We start from the raw sequence: 607 nt of genomic DNA, 5'->3' as shown, positions 1-607 counted from the left end.
CAATCTCGACGCAAAAAACATGTTCTTCTTCTATGCCACCGGCGTGACGCCAGCGATGACGATGAAGATGGTTGGTGAGGGTTCGCAGTACGCCGGTGCTTTTGTGGATGCAAAGGGTAACCCCTGGACGGCAGCAAAACGTACAGACTGCACATGCCGCCCAACATTCCGGCCAAGGATTTTTGGTCGTTCACACTCTACGATAACCAGACACGCTCGATGCTCCAAACCGATCAAGAATCTCCGGCCGTCGGCAGTCTCACCAAGGGATTGCTAGTCAATGCGGATGGTTCGGTGGACGTTTATTTCGGACCAAAGGCTCCCTCGGGCAAGGAATCAAACTGGGTGCAAACCATCCCGGGGAAGGGCTGGAACACCCTCTTGCGCCTCTACGGTCCGCTTGAACCTTGGTTCAACAAGACTTGGCGCCCCGGAGAGATTGAACCGATGTAGCCACTATCTGCATGCGGTGGAGTTCGATCAAGTGCAGCCCCATGTCTTCCGCTTGTGGCCCGAAGTCGGCTGCAAGAAAGGGCAGAGCATGTCCGCTCTGCCCAGTTAGTTCAGACGTCGACTTGCTCTGCTATTGCAAGCGCATCGTCGACTT

The 607-nt window shown here is 55.2% G+C and carries 1 pseudogene; it reads left to right on the top strand.

The features are described from left to right. Nucleotides 1-453: pseudogene (locus IVB27_RS16840) on the top strand (DUF1214 domain-containing protein); the annotation flags it as partial. Nucleotides 454-607 lie beyond the last annotated feature (154 nt).

The organism is Bradyrhizobium sp. 197 (assembly GCF_023073375.1).
GTDB lineage: Bacteria > Pseudomonadota > Alphaproteobacteria > Rhizobiales > Xanthobacteraceae > Bradyrhizobium.
The sequence above is the reverse complement of the archived record's forward strand: the minus strand, read 5'-3'. Positions and strand labels throughout refer to the sequence as shown.